Origin of the sequence: Herbidospora yilanensis (assembly GCF_001570565.1) — a bacterium.
Classification (GTDB): Bacteria; Actinomycetota; Actinomycetes; order Streptosporangiales; family Streptosporangiaceae; genus Herbidospora; species Herbidospora yilanensis.
Window position 1 is genome coordinate 18,869 of the sequence record NZ_BBXE01000041.1, and the last position, 15,120, is coordinate 33,988.

The 15,120-nt window shown below is 70.7% G+C and carries 20 protein-coding genes; 13 read left to right on the top strand and 7 right to left on the bottom strand.

The window, feature by feature from the left end; all coding sequences use genetic code 11:
* The first annotated feature begins 15 nt into the window (after nt 1-15).
* Complete coding sequence (locus AW273_RS30890; protein WP_062355945.1) at nt 16-621, top strand: DUF4178 domain-containing protein; 606 nt, start codon at nt 16-18, stop codon at nt 619-621.
* Here AW273_RS30890 and AW273_RS30895 read toward each other — a convergent pair.
* Nucleotides 618-1,388 carry a hypothetical protein gene (locus tag AW273_RS30895; protein ID WP_063910166.1) on the bottom strand — a complete coding sequence of 257 codons (771 nt, stop codon included), beginning with the start codon at nt 1,386-1,388 and terminating at the stop codon, nt 618-620. The genes AW273_RS30890 and AW273_RS30895 overlap by 4 nt on opposite strands.
* Nucleotides 1,389-1,435: 47 nt before the next feature.
* Here AW273_RS30895 and dapE point away from each other — a divergent pair, with 47 nt between their 5' ends.
* The 3 genes from dapE (at nt 1,436) to AW273_RS30910 (ending at nt 4,007) form a co-directional block, all read left to right on the top strand.
* Nucleotides 1,436-2,482, top strand: a complete 1,047-nt coding sequence (gene dapE / locus AW273_RS30900) for a succinyl-diaminopimelate desuccinylase (protein WP_062355948.1) — start codon at nt 1,436-1,438, stop codon at nt 2,480-2,482.
* 185 nt (nt 2,483-2,667) lie between these two features.
* Entirely contained in the window at nt 2,668-3,438 is a 771-nt protein-coding gene (locus tag AW273_RS30905; protein WP_062355951.1) for an LOG family protein, read from the top strand.
* The gene (locus AW273_RS30910) at nt 3,438-4,007 is read left to right on the top strand and encodes an LOG family protein (protein ID WP_062355954.1); all 570 of its coding nucleotides are present in this window, start codon (nt 3,438-3,440) and stop codon (nt 4,005-4,007) included. The genes AW273_RS30905 and AW273_RS30910 overlap by 1 nt, the downstream gene beginning before the upstream one ends.
* Here AW273_RS30910 and AW273_RS30915 read toward each other — a convergent pair.
* A complete protein-coding gene (locus AW273_RS30915; RefSeq protein WP_062355957.1) occupies nt 4,004-4,201 on the bottom strand; it encodes a hypothetical protein in 198 nt (65 codons plus the stop codon). The two genes, AW273_RS30910 and AW273_RS30915, sit on opposite strands and share 4 nt — an antisense overlap.
* Nucleotides 4,202-4,245: 44 nt before the next feature.
* Here AW273_RS30915 and AW273_RS30920 point away from each other — a divergent pair, with 44 nt between their 5' ends.
* Complete coding sequence (locus AW273_RS30920; protein ID WP_062339040.1) at nt 4,246-4,581, top strand: hypothetical protein; 336 nt, start codon at nt 4,246-4,248, stop codon at nt 4,579-4,581.
* On the top strand, nt 4,575-5,120 hold the full coding sequence (locus AW273_RS30925; RefSeq protein WP_062355960.1) for a DNA-3-methyladenine glycosylase I: 546 nt from the start codon (nt 4,575-4,577) through the stop codon (nt 5,118-5,120). Before AW273_RS30920 ends, AW273_RS30925 begins: the two co-directional genes overlap by 7 nt.
* Here AW273_RS30925 and AW273_RS30930 read toward each other — a convergent pair.
* A complete protein-coding gene (locus tag AW273_RS30930; RefSeq protein WP_062355963.1) occupies nt 5,110-5,877 on the bottom strand; it encodes a PaaX family transcriptional regulator in 768 nt (255 codons plus the stop codon). The two genes, AW273_RS30925 and AW273_RS30930, sit on opposite strands and share 11 nt — an antisense overlap.
* A gap of 183 nt (nt 5,878-6,060) precedes the next feature.
* Here AW273_RS30930 and AW273_RS36680 point away from each other — a divergent pair, with 183 nt between their 5' ends.
* A complete protein-coding gene (locus tag AW273_RS36680) occupies nt 6,061-6,228 on the top strand; it encodes a DUF3117 domain-containing protein (RefSeq protein WP_083502187.1) in 168 nt (55 codons plus the stop codon).
* 131 nt (nt 6,229-6,359) lie between these two features.
* Nucleotides 6,360-7,739: a leucyl aminopeptidase family protein gene (locus AW273_RS30935; protein ID WP_062355966.1), complete on the top strand. Its 1,380-nt coding sequence runs from the start codon at nt 6,360-6,362 to the stop codon at nt 7,737-7,739.
* On the opposite strand, the gene AW273_RS30940 is transcribed toward AW273_RS30935, so the two are convergent.
* Nucleotides 7,723-8,352: an O-methyltransferase gene (locus tag AW273_RS30940; protein ID WP_062355969.1), complete on the bottom strand. Its 630-nt coding sequence runs from the start codon at nt 8,350-8,352 to the stop codon at nt 7,723-7,725. The two genes, AW273_RS30935 and AW273_RS30940, sit on opposite strands and share 17 nt — an antisense overlap.
* A 127-nt stretch (nt 8,353-8,479) precedes the next feature.
* Between AW273_RS30940 and sigE the strand changes: the two genes are divergently transcribed.
* The 4 genes from sigE (at nt 8,480) to AW273_RS30960 (ending at nt 11,622) form a co-directional block, all read left to right on the top strand.
* Nucleotides 8,480-9,109, top strand: a complete 630-nt coding sequence (gene sigE, locus AW273_RS30945; protein ID WP_062355973.1) for an RNA polymerase sigma factor SigE — start codon at nt 8,480-8,482, stop codon at nt 9,107-9,109.
* Complete coding sequence (locus AW273_RS30950) at nt 9,106-9,639, top strand: anti-sigma factor family protein (RefSeq protein ID WP_062355977.1); 534 nt, start codon at nt 9,106-9,108, stop codon at nt 9,637-9,639. Before sigE ends, AW273_RS30950 begins: the two co-directional genes overlap by 4 nt.
* Before the next feature lie 181 nt (nt 9,640-9,820).
* Entirely contained in the window at nt 9,821-11,203 is a 1,383-nt protein-coding gene (locus AW273_RS30955) for a S1C family serine protease (RefSeq protein ID WP_062355980.1), read from the top strand.
* A gap of 62 nt (nt 11,204-11,265) precedes the next feature.
* Nucleotides 11,266-11,622 (top strand): sec-independent translocase, encoded by a 357-nt coding sequence (locus tag AW273_RS30960; protein ID WP_062355983.1) that lies wholly within the window; start codon nt 11,266-11,268, stop codon nt 11,620-11,622.
* A 140-nt stretch (nt 11,623-11,762) separates the two neighbouring features.
* Here AW273_RS30960 and AW273_RS30965 read toward each other — a convergent pair whose 3' ends face one another.
* Nucleotides 11,763-12,902, bottom strand: a complete 1,140-nt coding sequence (locus AW273_RS30965) for an Mrp/NBP35 family ATP-binding protein (RefSeq protein ID WP_083950178.1) — start codon at nt 12,900-12,902, stop codon at nt 11,763-11,765.
* Between the two features lie 64 nt (nt 12,903-12,966).
* On the opposite strand from AW273_RS30965, the gene AW273_RS30970 reads away from it, so the two are divergent.
* Nucleotides 12,967-13,416 carry a MarR family winged helix-turn-helix transcriptional regulator gene (locus tag AW273_RS30970; protein ID WP_232327683.1) on the top strand — a complete coding sequence of 150 codons (450 nt, stop codon included), beginning with the start codon at nt 12,967-12,969 and terminating at the stop codon, nt 13,414-13,416.
* On the opposite strand, the gene AW273_RS30975 is transcribed toward AW273_RS30970, so the two are convergent.
* Nucleotides 13,375-13,848 (bottom strand): DUF1003 domain-containing protein, encoded by a 474-nt coding sequence (locus AW273_RS30975; RefSeq protein ID WP_062355989.1) that lies wholly within the window; start codon nt 13,846-13,848, stop codon nt 13,375-13,377. The two genes, AW273_RS30970 and AW273_RS30975, sit on opposite strands and share 42 nt — an antisense overlap.
* Nucleotides 13,841-15,049, bottom strand: coding sequence for a magnesium transporter MgtE N-terminal domain-containing protein (locus AW273_RS30980; protein ID WP_062355992.1), 1,209 nt, complete (start codon nt 15,047-15,049; stop codon nt 13,841-13,843). The genes AW273_RS30975 and AW273_RS30980 overlap by 8 nt, the downstream gene beginning before the upstream one ends.
* Nucleotides 15,050-15,120: the final 71 nt, after the last annotated feature.

Sequence of the window (15,120 nt, forward strand, 5' to 3'; positions counted from 1 at the left end):
ATAGGATCGCGCGCCATGACGACAGCGGTGGTGCTCGTTCTGTGCCTCGCGGCGGTGGTCGTCGTGCTGGTCGCCTACTTCGCCACCGCTCGCCGGCAGGGGCGTGGCCGGGCCCGTACGGCAGTCGAGGCCGACGTGTTCGACGAATTCGACGAACTCGACTATTTCGATCCCCGCACCCTCCAGGTCGGCGACACCGCCACCGTCGAGGGGACCCGGTTCAAGGCCATCGGCGCGCTGCACCTGATGCGGCAGGGCGACGAGTGGACCGAGCACCTGCTCGACGACGGCAGCCGCCGGGTCCACTGGCTCTCGGTCCAGGAGCGGCCTGAGGGCCTTGAGGTCATGTTGTGGACGCCGGTCCCGGCCCAGGGCATGGTCCCGGCCAAGAGCATGCTGATCATGGAGGGCGTCGAGTTCTTCCCCGGCGACCGGGGCACCGTCGCCTACCGGGCCGAGGGCATGACCGGCCTGCCCGAGCGGGGCCTGCTCGACTTCGCCGACTACCGCGCCCACGACGGGCGGTTGTTGTCGTTCCAGCGGGTCCAGGGCGGCCAGTGGGTCGCCTCCTACGCCTCACCCCTGACGCCCGGCTCGATCCAGGTCGACAGGAAGCCCTAACCCTCGGGCACCGGCTGCCAGCCGTCCTGACCGGCGGAGGCGGTCCACACGTATCCGTCGTGCACGACCTGGCGCAGCCCGTAGACGGGGGCGTGGGTGACGAACCAGGTGGCCTTCAGCCAGTCTTCCCTGGAGGCGCCCCTGGCCCGGGTGAACTCCTTCTTCGCGGCGGCCTCCTGCGGCGGGGGCGGCGACTCCTTCGGCGGATACCAGCAGTGGACCGCCCGGGGCTGGTCGCCGCGGAAGGCGGTGGCCAGGATCTCGGCGCTGCGCCGGTGGTCGGCGTAGGCGCCGCCGTCGGCCGACCGCTGCACGGCCTGGGCGGCGTCGTGGAGGCTCATGTCGAGGTAGCCGTCGACCTTCTCCAGGGCGGCGAAGAAGCGGCGGGTGGAGTAGACCGGGTCCATGATCTGCTTGACCGTGCCCCAGCCCTGGGAGGGCCGCTGCTGGAAGATGCCGACCGAGTCGCGGTCGCCGAAGGCGATGTTGGTCATCTTCGACTCCTGGATCGCCGTGATGTAGGCGATCTCCAGCGCCTGCTTGGGCAGCCTGCGCCGGGCCGCGACGGCCGCGATGGTGGCCGCCACCTGCGACTGTTCGAGATCGAGGTCGAGCGTGCCCGACGGGACGGTGACCGTGCAGCCCTCGCCCAGCACGAACGGCTCGGTCTTCTTCATCAGCTGGTAACCGGCGAAGAAGATCGCTCCCGCCAAAACGACCACGATGGCCACGATGGTCAGTGCTGTTCTGGAGGGACGGCTCGTCACAGCCCAAGAACCTACCTTCTCGGGGCCCTGCCGTAGGCTCGGCAGACATGCGACTTGATCAGGACGTGAGGACGCTGACCGCCGATCTGGTGGACGTCCGATCCGAGAGCGGTGACGAGAAGGCCCTGGCCGACGCGATCGAGGAGGCGCTGCGGCGGCTGCCCCACCTGACCGTCGACCGCCACGGCAACAACGTGGTGGCCCGCACCTCCCTGGGCCGGGCCGAGCGCGTCGTCGTGGCCGGTCACCTCGACACCGTGCCGATCGCGGGCAACGTGCCGAGCCGGGTCGAGGGGAACCGCCTGATCGGCTGCGGCGGCACCGACATGAAGGCCGGCGTGGCCGTACAGCTCAAACTGGCCCTTCTCAGCGCCCCCAACCGCGACCTGACGCTCGTCTTCTACGACCAGGAGGAGGTCGAGGCGGCCCGCAACGGCCTCGCCCTGCTGGTGCGCGAACACCCCGACTGGGTGCGCGGCGACTTCGCCGTGCTGATGGAGCCGACCGACGGCGTGATCGAGGGCGGCTGCCAGGGCACCATCAGGGCCGAGATCCTCTCCCGGGGCGTACGCGCCCACAGCGCCCGGAGCTGGCTGGGGTTCAACGCGATCCACGGCGCCGCCCAGATCCTGAACCGCCTCGCCGGCTACGAGCCCAGGCGGCCCGTCGTCGACGGCCTCGAATACCACGAGGGCCTCAACGCCGTGCTGATCCGCGGCGGCCACGCGGGGAACGTCATCCCCGACGAGTGCGTGGTGACGGTCAACTACCGCTTCGCCCCCGACCTCACCGAGGAGCAGGCCCAGAACCACCTGCGCGAGGTCTTCGACGGCTTCGAGGTGACGATCACCGACTCGGCCCCCGGCGCCCGGCCCGGCCTCGATCACCCGGTCGCGGCGGCATTCACGAGAGTGGTCGGCGGCGAACCCCGGGCGAAGGTCGCATGGACCGATGTGGCCCGTTTCTCCGCACTCGGAGTTCCGGCGGTGAACTATGGACCGGGCGATCCCGCGATGGCCCACAAAGTCGACGAATACGTCGAACTCGACAAGATCGTCGAGGCCGAGCGGGTCATGACCCAGTGGTTGACCTGAGCAAACTGGCCGCAGAAAGAAGAAAGTGGCTTTCCTCGCCGGCCATTTGGCGGGGAAAGCCACTTTCCGTCCCGAGCAGCACCCTCGACTGTTAGACGAGGCCTGAACGAAATCCGGTTCCACGGTTCCGTGCGGATTCTCAAGATTTTTTCCACGGTCACCCTGAGGGGCTAGCGTGGCGTCCCATGAACACGATTCGCCGTGAACGTCGCCAGGGCCCCCAGCTCCTCCGAGGCGAGATGGTGCCCGACTCCACCCACGACCAGCGCCTGCTCGACCGGCGCGGACCGGCCGACTGGCTCCACATGGACCCGTGGCGGGTGCTGCGCATCCAGGCCGAGTTCGTCGAGGGCTTCGGCTCCCTGGCCGAGATCCCGCCCTCGGTCACCGTCTTCGGCTCGGCCCGCACCAAGCCCGGCTCGCCCGACTACGAGCTCGGCGTCCGCCTCGGGGCCGCGCTCGCCGACGCCGGCTACGGCGTCATCACCGGCGGCGGCCCCGGCTGCATGGAGGCCGCCAACAAGGGCGCCGTGGAGGCCGGCGGCATCTCCGTGGGCCTCGGCATCGAGCTCCCCCACGAACAGTCGATGAACGAATACGTCAACCTGGGCGTCGAGTTCCGCTACTTCTTCGTCCGCAAGACCATGTTCGTCAAGTACTCGTGCGGCTTCGTCACCCTCCCGGGCGGCTTCGGCACCCTCGACGAGCTGTTCGAGGCGCTGACGCTCGTCCAGACCCGCAAGGTCACCTCGTTCCCGGTGATCCTCATGGGCTCGTCGTTCTGGGGCCCGATGGTCGATTGGATCAATTCGTCGCTCCTCGGCGAGGGCAAGATCTCCCCGCAGGACGTCGACCTGATCCGGGTCACCGACGACGTCGACGAGGCCGTGCGGATCATCGTGGAGGCCGACCGCCGCCGCGAGGAGGAGGCCAGCCTCGTGGGAGACGCGCAGTAATGTTCGTCTGCGTTTTCTGCGCCTCCTCCCAGAAGATCGACCCGAAGTACTTCCGGCTGGCCGCCGACGTCGGCGCCGAGCTGGCCCGGCGCGGCCACCACCTCGTCAGCGGGGGCGCGATCGTGTCGTGCATGGGCGAGGTCGCCCGCGCCGCCCGCGCCGGCGGCGCCCAGACGATCGGCGTGATCCCCCAGGTCCTGGTGGACATCGAGATCGCCGACACCGACTCGACCGAGCTGGTCGTAACGACCGGCATGCGCGAGCGCAAGAGCGTCATGGACGCCCGTTCCGAGGCCTTCCTGGTCCTCCCGGGCGGCATCGGCACCATGGAGGAACTCTTCGAGATCTGGACCGCCCGGGTCCTCGGCATCCACCAGAGGCCCCTGGTCCTGCTCGACCCGTGGGGCCTCTACAGCCCGCTGAGAACCCTCGTCGACGGCATGTACGACCAGGGTTTCACCCGCCCCGACGTCTTCGACGGCATCTCGTGGGCCACGACCGTCGAAGAGGCGTTCGACCTGCTGGAACACTCCGTCCCCCGGATCATCCCCGGGCTCGACGAGGCTTAGGCGAGCCCGCGCCGGGCCAGGGCCGGTGGCCTGCGCCCGGCGATGGCCTCGGTCATGGCCACCGCCTGCGCGATCGCCTCGGCGTGGGCCGGGTCGGCCGGGCGGAACTCGGCCGGGCCGCGCCAGGTGACGACGGCGGCCACGGCGATGGCCTCGTCGAGGTCGGCCGGCAGCTCGATGATCTCTGTTGCCACGTCCTCGATGCTCTCACGCTCGGCACATGTGGCACGATTCGTATGTGCTGGTCGTACTCGTTCTCGCCGCGCTCGCGGTCGTGGGCTGCGTGGTCTGGGTGTCTATGGGCCAGGGCGGGGCGATGGCGGAGTTCCCGCCCGACGTGCCGCCGCTGGAGCTCCCCGACGCTGCCCAGGTGACCGCCGTCGACCTGGTGACCGTGCAGTTCCCGGTCGGCCTGGTCGGCTACCACACCGGTTCCGTCGACGAGACCCTCCAGCGGGCCGCGACCGCCATCCGCGACCGAGACACCCGCATCGCCGTCCTGGAGCAGAAGGTGGCCGAGCTCATGGCGAGCCGCCTCCAGGCCAAGTCGCTCGATTCGGAAGAGGCATGGTAGAGATCGTCCGCTGCGCCTGGGCCACCAGCGATCAGCTCTACCTCGACTACCACGACCACGAGTGGGGCCGTCCGGTCCACGGCGACGACAAGGTCTACGAACGCGTCACGCTGGAGGCCTTCCAGTCGGGCCTGGCGTGGATCACGATCCTGCGCAAGCGCGAGAACTTCCGCCGGGCCTTCGACGGCTTCGTCATCGAGAAGGTGGCGGCCTACACCGAGAAAGACGTCGAACGCCTGATGGCCGACGCCGGGATCGTCCGCAACCGGGCCAAGGTCGATGCCGCCGTCGCCAACGCGAGAGCCGCCCTGGAACTCCCCGAAGGCCTGTCGGCCCTGGTCTGGAAGTACGCCGAGCCCGACTCCCCGGTGCGCAAGACCATGGCCGACATCCCCTCCTCCACGGTGAACTCCCAAGCGCTGGCCAAGGAGCTCAAGAAGAAGGGCTTCCGGTTCGTCGGCCCCACCACCGCCTACGCCCTGATGCAGGCGATCGGCCTGGTCGACGACCACATCGAGGGCTGCGTCGCTAGGACGTGAGGGTCCGTTCCACGAACGCCGCCGCCCTCGGCATCAGCCGCGACGCCTCCTGCTCGAAATAGGCCCGCGCCTTGTCGCCCGGCCAGCCCGAGGGCAGCAGCGCCGCCGGGAGCCCCGGATCGCGGAACAGGAAGTTGCGCCAGGTGTGCACGAGCCGCGACCTGACCGCGAAGACCTGGTCGTCGGGGGCGTCGTCGGGCAGTTCGTCGACCAGCGGCCGGGCCCCCGCGAGCCACTCCTCGTAGGCGCGGCCGATCGCGTCGAGATCCCAGGCCCTGGCCAGCAGATCGACCGGATCTCCGTCGAGCACCGCCTCGAAGCGGTCGGCGCGCAGGTCGAGCTGGTCGAGTTCGGGCGAGGCCCGGGGGCCGATCCAGGTGGTCTCCGAGAGGGGGGCGTACCCGAGGAAGGACAGGTGGGCCCGCAGGCGCTCCCGCCGGGCCCGGTCGCGGACGGGTTCGATCACCAGCAGGTGCCAGCGGCCCGGCCAGGTGATCGTGCCGCCCCGGTAGACCCGGGCCGCCGCCTCGTCGAGACGGCGCACGCACTTCGGCGTGGCCGCGTAGCCGGGGCCGTGCGGCAACCGGACCGGATCGAGCCACCCCTGCCGGACCATCCGCGAGATCGCGGTCCGGACGGCGGGCGCGGCGATCTCCAGGGGCGCCAGCAGCCGGACCAGGGCGGCCACCGACGCCTGGCCTCCCCGGCTGCGCAGATGGTCGCCGTAGAGGTCGAAAAGCGCGGCTCGGGCGTTCATCTCACCCAGTGTGGAGTCAGGAACTGCCGCCCACAATCCATAGGCGAACCGCTTTGATCCTCAACCGAGTCCTCTCCCGTTACCTTTTTGAACCCGGAGGCGGGATAATAGGACATCACAGAAGACGTGAATGCGCCGGCCACCCTTCATTGGACGGCCGACAACGCGGGAAGGGATACACGCATGGCGGCGATGAAGCCGCGGACTGGTGACGGTCCGCTGGAAGTCACCAAGGAAGGCCGGGGCATCGTCATGCGGGTCCCGCTCGAAGGTGGCGGCCGGCTTGTCGTCGAGCTATCGGCGGATGAGGCCAGCGCCCTCGGTGACGCGCTGAAGAACGTGGTCGGCTGACTACAGCCGGATATCGAGCGACGTCGGCCCCGCCGCGGATCTCCGCGCCGGGGCCGCATTCCTTTCTTTGGGGCAGGGCACGGTCGGCCTGCGCGGTCCGTGTCCTGCTTCCATCCCGACGTGGAGAGACCGTGCCCATAGAGACCACCGTGACCACCGTGGCGCATGCGGAGGGCGACGCCGAGTTCCTCGCCGTCCCGTTCGGCCCCGACCTGGCCCCCGACGTCGAGCTGCCGGTCTCCGCGCCGGCCCTGCTCGCGCACTACGAGGCCAAGGGCGAGCCCGGAGAGGTCGTCGAGATACCCGTCGCCGCCGCCGACGGCGTGCGCCGCGTCCTCCTGTACGGCACCGGCCCCGCGGCGGCCGATCTCCGCAAGGCGGGGGCCGCCCTGGCCGGCCGCGTCCAGGGCCGCGACCGCCTGACCATCGTCGCCCCGCCCGAGGGCGACGTGGCCGAACTGGTCGCCGGGGCCCTCCTGGGCACCTACACCTTCAAGCTGGGCGAGCCGAAGACCACGCCCGTCCACGAGATCGTCCTGTCGGGCGCCGACGCCGCCGCGGTCGCCCGCGGCAAGGCGGTGGCCAAGGCCACCAGCGACGCCCGCGACCTGACCAACACCCCCGCCTCGATCAAGTCCCCGGCCTGGCTGGCCGAGCAGGCGATCGCGCTGGCGGGCGAGGGCGTCGAGGTCACCGTCGACACCGAGCTGGTCGGCTTCGGCGGCATCCGCGCCGTCGGCCAGGGCTCGGTCAACCCGCCCTGCCTGATCACGATGACCTACGCCCCCGAGGGCGCCACCCGCCACGTCGTGCTGGTCGGCAAGGGCATCACCTTCGACACCGGCGGCCTGTCGCTGAAGCCGTCGGCGTCCATGAAGGACATGAAGACCGACATGGCCGGCGGCGCCGCCGTGATCGCCGTCATCTCGGCTCTGACGGCCTTCGACGTGCCGGTCAAGGTCACCGGCCTGATCGCCTGCGCCGAGAACTCCTTCGGCGGCAACGCCCAGCGCCCCAGCGACGTGATCACCCAGTACGGCGGCCGGACCGTCGAGGTGCTGAACACCGACGCCGAGGGCCGCCTGGTGATGGCCGACGCGCTGGCTTACGCCGACCGCAACCTCGACCCCGACGTGATGATCGACATCGCCACCCTGACCGGCGCCGCCAAGGTCGCCCTGGGCACCGGCTTCGGCGCGCTCTACGCCACCGACGACGCCCTGGCCGGCGGCCTGCTGGCGGCGGCGGGCCGGACCGGCGAGCGGTTGTGGCGGATGCCCCTGCTGGCCGACTATCGGGCCGGTCTCGACTCCGACGTCGCCGACATCGCCAACATCGAGACGAAGGGCGGCACCGGGGCGGGCTCGGTCACGGCCGCGCTGTTCCTGCGGGAGTTCACCGGCGACCGGCCCTGGGCCCACCTCGACATCGCCGGCCCGGCCCGCAACGAGAAGGGCGGCACCGGCTTCGGCGTCCGGCTGCTGCTCGACTGGCTCAGTTCGTCAGCTTGACGGCGGCGAGCAGGCCGTCGCCCAGCGGCAGCATGAGCGGGCGCAGCCGCTCGTCGTTCCTGACCAGACGGCCGACCTCGCGGACCGCGACCGATTCGGGGTCGCGCTGCGTGGGGTCGGCCACCCTGTCGTGCCACAGGGCGTTGTCGAAGGCCACGATCCCGCCGGGCCGCAGCAACCGCAGCGCCTCGCTCAGGTAGTCGCCGTATTCCTGCTTGGCGGCGTCGCAGAAGACCAGGTCGTAGCCGCCGTCGGCCAGCCGCGGCAGCACGTCGAGGGCCCGCCCGACGATCAGCCGGGTGCGCCCGCTGGCGAACCCCGCCTCGGCGAAGGTCTGCCGGGCCAGCCGCTGGTGTTCGGGCTCGACGTCGACGCTGGTCAGCGTGCCGTCAGAACGCATTCCCCGCAGCAGCCACAGGCCCGAGACGCCGCAGCCGGTGCCGATCTCGACCACCGACCGCGCGTTGACCGCGGTCGCCAGGAAACAGAGCGCGGCGCCCCCGCCGGGCAGGATGGGCGGGGCGCCCACCTCCTCGCCGCGCTGTCGCGCGTTGCGCAGGACGTCGTCCTCCGGGACGAAGTCCTCCGCATGGGCCAGGCTCGCCGTGTTCATGGTTGGCAAGCGTAGGGGAGTACGCCCCGATCGGGAACTCACGCCGCAACGGGGACGTTGCAGCTTTGAACGGTCTTTGTTCAGCCCGTTCGCCGCTGGTACGCAGGAAGGGGCGAAACCAGGCACTATGGCTGTAGCAACGGTCCTGGAGAGAGGATTGCCGGTGGACGATCACGACCACCAGGCGGGTGCTGAGGCGTCCACCTGGACACCTCCCACCTGGGAGGAGGTCGTCAGAAACCACTCGGCACGGGTATACCGGCTGGCCTACCGGCTGACCGGCAACGTCCACGACGCCGAAGACCTGACCCAAGAGGTCTTCGTCCGGGTGTTCCGCTCCTTGTCCAGCTACCAGCCGGGCACGTTCGAGGGCTGGTTGCACCGCATCACCACCAACCTGTTCCTCGACGGCGCCCGCCGCAAGCAGCGGATCAGGTTCGAGGGGCTGGCCGACGACGCCGCCGAGCGCATGCACGGCCGCGAGCCGTCCCCCGAGCGGGCCTACGACGACAACCACCTCGACGCCGACATCCAGGCCGCGCTCGACGCGCTGGCGCCTGATTTCCGGGCCGCCGTGGTGCTCTGCGACATCGAGGGCCTCTCCTACGAGGAGATCGCGGCGACGCTGGGCGTCAAGCTCGGCACCGTCCGCAGCCGCATCCACCGGGCGCGCGCGCAACTGCGTGACGCGCTCGATCACCGCGCGCCGCGCGGTGACCAGCTTCCCCCTTCATCGTTCACCCGGGAGGGAGCATGACGCATCTTGGTGAGCGCGTTTCCGCGCTGATCGACGGTGAGCTCGCGCACCACGAGCGCGAGCGCGCCCTCGCCCATCTCACGTTCTGCGCCGACTGCCGGGCCGAGGTCGACGGGATGCGGGCGCTGAAGAGCCGCCTGCGCTCCCTCGACCCGCCCGCCATGCCGGCCGATTTGACGATGTCGCTGCTGCGGTTGGGAGACATGGGCCCTCCGGCCCGCCAGCTACCGGGTCAGCCGCCCCGGCAGCTTCCCGGCCCCTACAGCATCGCGCCCGCCGACACCCGCCCGGCCCGCCGTCCTTTTGGCGCGACCGGCCCCGGCCGTAGCCCCCGCCGCCGCGCGGCCGGTTACGTCGCGGTCGGGGTGGCCTCGGCGGCGGTCGCCCTCGGGTCGCTCTTCCTGGTCAACGGCGAACCTCGCCCTGCCCCCGCGCCTGAGATGATGTTCCCCCCGCAGGTCACCGCGTCGCCCCACAGCCGGCTGCCGGGTTCTCCGTCGCCCGGTCCCTCGCCCAAGCTTGTTCCTTGACGCGACTAACCGGCACCGCGTCTGGGCAGTGAGACGGCATACGATCTGGCGTGACACGGGTCGTATGCCTGGAGCGAGACGCTGACGGCCGAAAGCCGGGGGTGGCCCGCGTCGGAATCTGCCCCGAGGTAGCCGAGACTGGGTGGCGGCCCCGCCACAACCGCTGGGAGTGACTGCACCGATGACCGACGACACGCGTGACGACGACGCGTACGGGCGGCCTGAGTTCTATCCGGCGGGCGAGTGGGGCGAGGAAGAGCACGCCCCCCGTCGGCCCCAGCAGCCGGGCGCGGCCCATCCGCCGCCTCCGCTTCCCGGTGGAGAGCCGACCCAGACCTATTTCCCGCCGCCCCCGCCGCCCAACGCCTATGGCATGGGGCAGGGGTGGGCGCCGCCGCCCGGCGGGATGCCCGAGTTGCCCCGGCGGGAGCGCCGCGCCGGTCCCCGGACCGGCACCCTGGCCGCGCTGGGCCTGGTGGTCGCGCTGGTGGCCGGAGGCGCGGCGTCGTGCGGGACCTATCTGCTGACCCGCCCGACCGCCGGCATCGACCCCGGCTACGCGATCCCGGCCCCGGCCGCCGCGCCGACGGGGCGGGCGCCCGAGTCGGTCGCCGGGGTGGCGGCCAAGGTGCTGCCCAGCGTGGTCTCGCTCGAAGTGCAGGGCAGCGGGCAGTCGGGCACCGGGTCGGGGTTCCTGATCCGGGGCGGCTACATCGTCACCAACAACCACGTCGTGGCCGCCGCCGCTCGGTCGGGCGGGGGGATCCGCATCCGGTTCGCCAACCGCGAGTCGACCAGCGCGCAGATCGTGGGACGCGACCCCAACTCCGACATCGCCGTGGTGAAGCCCGACGAGACGTTCGGCTCGCCCGAGGTGGCGCTGGGCAACTCCGACTCGATGGTGGTCGGCGACCCGGTCATCGCGATCGGCTCGCCTCTCGGCCTGAGCGGCACGGTCACCACCGGCATCGTCAGCTCGCTCAACCGGCCCGTCGAGGCGGGCGGTGAGAGCGGGCGCGACTCGGCGCTGATCAACGCCATCCAGACCGACGCGGCGATCAACCCCGGAAACTCGGGCGGCCCGCTGGTCAACGGCCGGGGCGAGGTCATCGGCGTCAACTCGGCCATCGCCACGATAGGGGCGGGTCAGCAACTCGGCGGGCAGCAGTCGGGCAGCATCGGCCTGGGCTTCGCCATCCCGGTCAACCAGGTCCGCCGGATCGCCGAGGAGCTCATCTCGACCGGCTCGGCCCGCACGTCCCGGATCGGGATCACGATCGACCAGAACTACCAGGGTCAGGGCGTCCGGATCGCCGACGCGCCCGATCGGGGGGTTCCGCCGATCACCCCGCAGGGGCCCGCCGACAAGGCCGGGCTCCGGGCGGGCGACGTGATCCTCGAGGTCGACGGGCAGCCGATCAGCGACAGCCGCGAGCTGATCGTCACGATCCGCAGCAAGACGCCGGGTGACCGGGTCCCGTTCAAATACAGCCGGGCGGGCGCCGAGCGAACAGTCGATGTCGTGATAGGGGCGGCGCCGGCTCCGTCGGCCCAGCCCTCGTGAGCACGCCTGCCCTGGTACTAGTCTGATTCACGACGGTTAGGGCAGGGCAAGGGAGATCTACGGTGTTCGGACTCGGCTGGGCGGAGATCCTGGCGCTTGTAGTGATCGCGTTGCTCGTGTTCGGGCCGGAGAAGCTGCCGGGAGTGGCCTCGCAGGCGGGCCGCACGCTCCGGCAGCTCCGGCAGATGGCCAACAACGCGCGCACCGACCTTGAGGCCAACCTGGGGCCGGAGTTCAAGAACTTCGACCCGACCGACCTCAACCCCAAGAACTTCGTCCGCAAGCACCTGCTCGACGACGTCGAGAAGGACTGGAACGCCACCCCGGAGGAGACGGCCGCGGCCGACCCGCCGCCCCCTCCGGTGACGGTGGAGCTGACGGCGGGCGAGATCCCGCCCTATGACAACGAGGCCACCTGAGGCGAACGGAAAGGCCCGCTCCCAGAGGAGCGGGCCTTTCGTTTTGCCCGGGCGCGGCCGGTCGGCGGCGGTTACGGCGCGGACCGGAGGCGGCGGGCGGCTGCCAGGGTCGGCGGAGCCGTAACGGAGAAGAAGGAGATCTAGCGGCCGGCGGGGCTGATGTCGAGCTTCATGCCCTTGAGGCCGCCCTTCTTCTTGCTGAGGCCCGCGGCGATGCGGCGGAGTTCGGCGGCGGCCGGGGCGTCGGGGTCGGTGAGGACGAGGGGCTTGCCCTCGTCGCCGCCCTCGCGGAGGCGGGTGTCGATCGGGATCTGGCCCAGCAGCGGCACCCGGGAGCCGAGGGTGCGGGTCAGGGCGTCGGCGACGGTCTGGCCGCCGCCCTCGCCGAAGACCGAGATGCGCTCGTCGCAGTGGGGGCAGGGCAACCAGGACATGTTCTCGATGACGCCGGCGATCTGCTGGTGGGTGTGGGCGGCGATCGAACCGGCCCGCTCGGCCACCTCGGCGGCGGCCTGCTGCGGGGTGGTGACCACGAGGATCTCGGCCGACGGCATGCGCTGCGCGACCGAGATCGCGATGTCGCCGGTGCCCGGCGGCAGGTCCATCAGCAGGACGTCGAGGTCGCCCCAGAACACGTCGGCGAGGAACTGGTGGAGCGCCCGGTCGAGCATGGGGCCGCGCCAGACCACCGGGTTGTTGCCCTCGGGCTTGAACATGCCGACCGAGATGACCTTGATGTCGTGGGCCACCGGCGGCATGATCATGTCTTCGACCTTGGTCGGCCGCTCGCCGACGCCCAGCATGCGCGGGATGCTGTGGCCGTAGATGTCGGCGTCGACGACGCCCACCTTGAGGCCCGATGAGGCCATCGCGGCGGCCAGGTTGACCGTCACCGACGACTTGCCGACGCCGCCCTTGCCGCTGGCGACCGCGAAGACGCGGGTCAGCGAGCCGGGCTGGGCGAACGGGATCTCCTTCTCGGGGCCCCGGTTGCCGCGCAGTTTCGTTTGCAGAGTTTTACGTTGCTCGGCGCTCATCACGTCCATCTCGACGGAGACGCGCGTGACGCCGTCGAGTTTGGAGACGGCGGCCGTGATGTCGCGGGTGATGGTGTCTCTCATCGGACAGCCGGCGACCGTGAGGAAGACGCCTACGCGCACCAGCCCGTCAGGGGCGATGTCGATGCTCTTGACCATGTCGAGCTCGGTGATCGGCCGGCGGATCTCGGGGTCGTTGACCGTCGCCAGGGCCGCGGTCACCACTTCTGGGGTCGGTGCCATGTAGTCATGCTACGAACTGGCGACCAGTCCTACGAATCGAGGTCGCACCTCTAAGATTGCGCGCGTGAGTCCGACAAGTCCGCCTGTCCTGTCGGCGGAACAAATCGAGGTCTGGCGCACGATGCAGCGTGCCCAGATGCGGATCACCCGGAGCATCGAATCCGACCTCCTGGAGTCCCACGATCTGGCGATGGCCTCGTACGACGTGCTGCTCCAACTGTCCGAGGCGCCCTACAAGCGGCTGCGGATGAACGACCTCGCCGACCGGGTGCTGCTGTCGCGCAGCGGGCTGACCCGGCTGATCGACCGGCTGCAACGCGACGGCCTGGTCGAACGGCAGGCCTGCCCGAGCGATGCGCGCGGCCTCTACGCCGTGCTCACCGACAAGGGCACGGCTCTGCTCGACGAGGCCACCCCGACCTACCTGCGTGGTGTGCGGGCCCAGTTCGTCGAGCGGTTGAGCGGGGCCGAGCTAGGGCAGTGTGCCGCTCTTGCCGTCAAGCTGGTCGACTAGCCACTCGGCCTCGGCCTTGATGAAGTCGCGCGTGGCGACCTCACCGAGGGCGATGCGCAGCGAGGCGATCTCCCGGGTCAGATATTCGAGCTCGGCCCGGTTCTGCTCCGCCGCGTGGCGGTCCTGCTCGCCCTGGACGCGGTCGCGGTCGTCCTGCCGGTTCTGCGCGAGCAGGATCAGCGGGGCGGCGTACGACGCCTGGAGCGAGAGGATCAGGGTCAGGAAGATGAAGGGGTAGGGGTCGAACCGCAGTGGGCTCAGGGTGTTCCAGGCGACCCAGACGGTCACGAAGGCGGTCATGTAGACGAGGAACCGGGCCGTGCCCAGGAAGCGGGCGAACTTCTCCGACCACTTGCCGAACGCCTCGGGGTCGTAGCGGATGGGCAGTTGCCTGCGCAGTTCGCGGGGCTGGTCGAGCCGGCCTTCAGTCATGTCGCTCCCGCCAGTCTTCGGGCAGCAGGTGGTCCAGGACGTCGTCGACCGTGACCGCGCCGATCAGGCGGCCGTCCTCGTCGATCACCGGGGCCGCCACCAGGTTGTAGGTGGCCAGGTAGGAGGCCACCTCGGGGAGGTAGAACTCGGGCCTGATCGGGTCGACGCTGCCGTCGACGAGGGAGCCGATCAGGGCGAAGCTGGGCTCGCGGAGCAGCCGCTGGATGTGGGCGATGCCGAGGTAGCGGCCGGTGGGGGTCTCGGTCGGCGGGCGGGCCACGAAGACCTGGGCGGCGATCGACGGCGGCTGCTCGCGCACGCGCAGCCGGGCCAGCGCCTCGGCGACGGTGGCGTTGGGGGGCAGGATGACGGGCTCGGTGGTCATCATGCCGCCGGCGGTGTCCTCGGCGTAGCCCAGGAGGCGGCGTACCGGATCGGCCTCTTCGGGGATCATCAGGGCCAGCAGGCGCTCGGCCTGTTCGGACGGGAGCTCCTGGAGCAGGTCGGCGGCGTCGTCGGGGCCCATGTGCTCCAGCACGTCGGCGGCCCGTTCGACGTCGAGGTTGCCCAGCACCGTGACCTGGTCGCGTTCGGGGAGTTCCTCCAGCACGTCGGCCAGCCGGTCGTCGTTGAGCGCGGCGGCGACCTCGGCCATCCGCTTGCCGGGGAGCTCCTGGAGCACGCCGGCGAGGTCGGCGGGGCGCATGGCGTCGAAGGCGGCCAGCAGGCTCTGGGCGCCCTGGTCCTTCTGCGCCACCTCGAAGCCGCTGACCTGGCCCCAGTCGACGACCGTGGTCTCGCCCCTGCGGCGGGTGCCGCGCCGGAAGGCGACCTTGGTGATCAGCCAGTCGGGCGGGTTCGGCTGCTCCATGGCCAGGTCGAGGACGGTGCCTGGCTCGCCTTCGACAGTGATCTTCAGGTCGAGGAGCTCGCCGATCGCGAGGGTCTCCGACTCGCGCTGCTCGAAGCGGCGCAGGTTGAGGCGTCCGGTGAAGATGACCGCCCCCGCCTCCACCGAGATCACCCGGGTGACGGGCAGGAAGACCCGGCGGCGGGGCTGGACCTCCACGACGTAGCCGTGGACGCGCGGGGGCAGCGGGCCGCGCAGTGCGACGACCACGTCCCGGATCCGGCCGATCTTGTCACCGGCGGGATCGAACACCGCGAGCCCGGCCAGCCGGGCCACGAAGATCCGCTCCACGCTGGCAGGTTATGGGGATGCCCCGGTCGGGTTGGATATGACAGGATCAAAGTAGGTCAACGGTAGTTACA